This is a genomic window from Spirochaetota bacterium, from assembly GCA_026414805.1.
In the GTDB taxonomy this organism is placed as follows: Bacteria; Spirochaetota; UBA4802; order UBA4802; family UB4802; genus UBA4802.
Window position 1 is genome coordinate 1 of record JAOAIH010000093.1, and the last position, 4,132, is coordinate 4,132.

Here is a 4,132-nt window from a genome sequence, read left to right on the forward strand (position 1 = left end):
CACTTGACAGATGATGATGTTCGTGCTATATAGGATGCAATAAATGTAAAACCAAGAAAATCACGGAATTTTAAAATCCCCCTATGATCTGCTACACCATCATCTAAATGTTGCACTTTAAACGTGAAGTTACATTGAATTCCCTATGTATATAAAATATGATTTATTTTTTCTCACCATATTTTATATTATGTATCATTAGCAATGATACCGTTGATAGATTATAATGATTGTAAGAAAATTAAAATATAGTATTATTTTACCTTTACTTTACACAGTGCCATTATTCAGCACTTCTCAAAATGTAATATCACATAATGAATTTTTCTTTCTGCCAAATGCAGGAATTTTACTTGATTATAGCTCTTTACATACAAAAACAGGATTTAACGGCAAACAATCAAAAATAATTGATCTAATGCTTATAAAATACAAAAACTACAATCTTTCAACTTACATTGTAGAAGATATTTATACAACCTCTCGCTTCAATTCTCGATATTATCCTTACAGAATTGCATATTACATGGATTATGGCTATTTTTCTTATACACTATCTAATTCTCAGATTGGCATAGTACTCAACCATATCTGTTATAATACTTTTGATAAACAGATCTACAGTATCAATGATGAATTGCGATGGTATGGTATAGGTATTAAATGGCAGAGCACTGGTATGCAAATTGGCTATAAGGATAGTTTATTAGATCATAATTCATCAATTTTCAATTTAAATACTATTAATTATTATTTTTATTTAGGCTATCCATTTTTTAGTAAAAATCCCACATACAAATATATGAGCAGCTGCATAGTACGTTTTGACATTCCATTGTTGTTATATGCAACTCCATATATTATGACTCAGCTTAATGGCCTCATGTATCAAGATAATACAATAGCCATTGACCGGTCTGTTGAGATAGGCTTAAGATTAACGTTTTCACATATTACCATTACTCCATACTGGTATTATGGATATATTAATGATAGTATATACCCTAATATCTCAGACACGCAGTTTGCAATTGGCTGTAAAGCCGAATCTTTGATTGGATATGATAATAGCAGAGGTGACAATGTTTTTCTATTTTACAGTGATAATGCAATGTCAATGCACTTTATTGCCGGATATGGAAAAAATCTAAACAGCAAATTTTATAATTTCACCACAGATCTGGGATTATCATTACAAACACAAATATTTGATAAAAATACTCTTTATTTTGCATCTTATCTTAACCACAGTTCACGATCACAGGCAACAGCATTATATCCTCGATTTATTAACATCCTGCTTGAGTCTGGCTATTATCAATCTATAACCCAATATTATTATGCTCATATTTTATATCAACATTACCGCCGCCATGATGGCAATGAATATAGAGGCCAGACTGAAAATTATCATGCAGTTGGGATATCACTGAAACATGGATATTTGGATAACTGTAATGCAACCATATCAACTGGTTATAACAATTATTGTAAACCCAATACCGTTGATTATGAATTAGGAGCATTATATATTGTTGCAAAACAAAATTATCCCTATTCTTTTATTATAAATCCTTCTTTATATTATTATTGTAACATGATGGCCAATACGATACCATATACAGGAATAACATTATTGTTATATGCAGGAAGGGAATACAACTATGAGTATAGCATTGAATCTGGTGTAATCTTTGATACATATATTCCATTAATAATATATTATTCCTTTAAGCGTGATATTGACATTGATATTGTATGTGGAGGATATGATTTTTATCATATAATTGGAATAAGATTAAAATTGTAACATTTATATTTTTTAAGTAAATAATACTTGATTTTTTTATCGATACATAGTACGCATTTAACACCTCACTGCCAAAGGCGTGATGGTAATCAAACCACAACTATTGTAAGGAGAAAAAACATGAAGGGAAATCCAAAATTAATTGAAACATTGAATTCACTTCTGGCTGATGAACTAACAGCAATCAATCAATACATGGTGCATTCTGAAATGTGTGACAACTGGGGCTACGAAAAGCTTCATAAGCACTTTGAAAAAAGAGCTATTGATGAAATGAAGCATGCTGAAAAATTAATTGGCAGAATTTTATTTTTAGAAGGGATACCGATAGTAACTAATTTAAAAAAGATTTTGATTGGTGCAGATGTTCCAAAACAGCTGGAATATGACCATAAAGCAGAGGAAGAAGCAATAAAAGCATATAATGACGCAATAGTGCTTGCTGGCGAAGTTAAAGATTTTGCTACTCGTGAATTGCTTGAAAGCATATTAAAAGATGAGGATATGCATATTGACGAAATTGAAGAACTGCAAGATCAGATAAATCAGATGTCGCTGCAGATTTTCTTAACAACGCAGGTTAAGGAATAACTGTATACACCATACTGCGCTGCTTTCTATACTGCAGCGCAGTTTTTTATTTTTTCTTCTTTCGCTTTTTTACTGAAAATCCAAATTTACCAATTTGTTTATCAACTATACAATAAAATCCATGATTATAACACAAAAGCCCTGCCCTTTCCAGATGTAAAGCACCTCTTTTATCAAGCAGCGAATCATCAACATGTACTACAACAATTTTTCCAATGAACTGGTAATGGCTTCCTAAATGAATAATCTTTAACACTTTGCATTCAATGGATACAGGGCATTGCTCAATTAACGGTGCTTTTACTTTTTTAGCCGGCAGTTTATTAAGATGAGCTATCGCAAACTTATCAACATCTTTGCCTGAACGCACGCCACAAAAATCAACTGCTTTTACCAATCTTTTATCTGGAATATTAACTACAAATTCTTTTGATTCATGTATTAACGTAAATGAATACCGTTCTGGCCGCAATGAAATGCTTATCATTGGCGGTTCAGTGCATACCGTCCCAACCCATGAAACAGTACACACGTTATCTATACCATTATGATGTGAAGTTACCAATACTGCTGGCACTGGATACAGCATTGTACCGGGTTTCCATGCTACTTTTCCCATTGTATGTTTCCTTATAGCAATGTGCCTTTCAATATTAGATATGCAATATTAAAATATATTATTAATCCTGATACATCAACCAGAGTTGCTACAAACGGAGCTGAAGATGTTGCAGGGTCAAGGCCCAATTTCCTCAATAAAAAAGGTAACATGGAACCCATCAGAGTGCCCCACATTACAACACCAACGAGCGAGAACGACACTGATAAAGCCACTTTCAGCCAGTGCTCGCCATACATGCCAAATAATTTTTGCCAGATACTTATACGCAAAAAACCAATGGATGCAAGAATTGAACCCAGCAAAAATCCTGATTGAATTTCACGTATTAATACTCTCCACCAGTCGCGCAATGTTATCTCACCAATAGCCATTGCACGGATAACCAGCGTAGCAGCTTGAGATCCTGAATTACCACCACTTGATATAATGAGCGGAACAAATAACGCTAATACCACAGCACGTGCTATCTCTTCTTCAAAATATCCCATGGCTGTGGCAGTTAACATTTCACCTAAAAATAAAAATACTAGCCATGAAGCACGCTTTTTTGTCAATCGCAGCAATGGCTCATCTATATATGGCTCTTCAAGCACTTCCACAGCAGCCATTTTATGAATATCTTCGGTTACTTCTTCTTCTTCAACGTCAAGTACATCGTCAATTGTAACTATACCCAAAAGGATTCCTTCGTTATCTACAACTGGCAATGCATAGTGGTCATATTTTTTAAACACCTGAATTGCAGTTTCCTGATCATCATAAGCATTGAGGCTAATATATTTATGATCCATTAATGTTTTTATTCGCCGTGTAGGTTGAGATAACAATATCTGCCGTATTTTAATATCGTCGATTAATTTACCTTCGTCATCAACAACATAAATCATGTTGAGTGTTTCGCTGTCTTTTCCATATTTACGTATATAATGTAAAACCTGAGCGACAGTCATGTTTTCTTTGACTGCAATGAAGTCAGTTGTCATTAAACGGCCAACACTGTTCTCAGGATAGCCAAGCAAGCTCATAGCTGTAATTCGCTCTTCTCGGGACATCAATGCCAGCATTTGCCGTAGAATATCAGCTGGCAATTCCTCAAAGAGCGCAGTACG

The 4,132-nt window shown here is 33.8% G+C and carries 4 protein-coding genes; 2 read left to right on the top strand and 2 right to left on the bottom strand.

The window, feature by feature from the left end; all coding sequences use genetic code 11:
• Positions 1 to 226: 226 nt before the first annotated feature.
• Positions 227 to 1,810, top strand: coding sequence for a hypothetical protein (locus tag N3F66_13760; protein MCX8125209.1), 1,584 nt, complete (start codon positions 227 to 229; stop codon positions 1,808 to 1,810).
• A 120-nt stretch (positions 1,811 to 1,930) separates the two neighbouring features.
• Positions 1,931 to 2,401, top strand: a complete 471-nt coding sequence (bfr, locus tag N3F66_13765) for a bacterioferritin (GenBank protein ID MCX8125210.1) — start codon at positions 1,931 to 1,933, stop codon at positions 2,399 to 2,401.
• Positions 2,402 to 2,447: 46 nt separating this feature from the next.
• Here the strand turns inward: bfr and N3F66_13770 are convergent, their stop codons facing one another.
• Together N3F66_13770 and mgtE are read right to left on the bottom strand one after the other, a co-directional pair.
• Positions 2,448 to 3,020: a flavin reductase family protein gene (locus tag N3F66_13770; GenBank protein MCX8125211.1), complete on the bottom strand. Its 573-nt coding sequence runs from the start codon at positions 3,018 to 3,020 to the stop codon at positions 2,448 to 2,450.
• Positions 3,021 to 3,031: 11 nt separating this feature from the next.
• Positions 3,032 to 4,132, bottom strand: a 1,101-nt coding sequence (gene mgtE, locus N3F66_13775) for a magnesium transporter (protein ID MCX8125212.1), incomplete at its 5' end; no start/stop codon positions are given.

Excerpts from the sequence above, each read along its gene's own strand:
- bfr (MCX8125210.1), top strand. The coding sequence starts at position 1,931 with ATGAAGGGAAATCCAAAATTAATTGAAACATTGAATTCACTTCTGGCT.
- N3F66_13760 (MCX8125209.1), top strand. The coding sequence starts at position 227 with ATGATTGTAAGAAAATTAAAATATAGTATTATTTTACCTTTACTTTAC.
- N3F66_13770 (MCX8125211.1), bottom strand. The coding sequence starts at position 3,020 with ATGGGAAAAGTAGCATGGAAACCCGGTACAATGCTGTATCCAGTGCCA.